Below are 270 nucleotides of genomic sequence, written 5' to 3' on the forward strand. Positions count from 1 at the left end.
TCTCGGCGTACACTTCAAATAAAATCCCTGTGTAATAGCTCATGTGGCTGACCATATTCAGATCCAGGCGGACATTTTCCGTACATCCGTAATCCTCAAGAATGTCCCACAGCGCCTTCAGCTCATCAACCACGCTTTTTCCTTGTGCAGAATCGACGATTTCCTCAGCACGTCCGCATACTTCTATGCCGCCCCGCAATTCGAGGAGCTCAAGCAGTCTGCTTTTATCAATGGAGGAAAGCGGGAGAGACTTGACCTGCTCTCTGTAGC

General features: G+C 49.6%; 1 protein-coding gene. It reads right to left on the reverse strand.

The window, feature by feature from the left end; all coding sequences use genetic code 11:
* Positions 1-270: ATP phosphoribosyltransferase regulatory subunit (locus tag ACWFR1_RS40400; protein WP_453561134.1), on the reverse strand; the 270-nt coding region annotated here is incomplete at both ends.

The sequence above is a fragment of the Streptomyces sp. NPDC055103 genome (assembly GCF_053607625.1).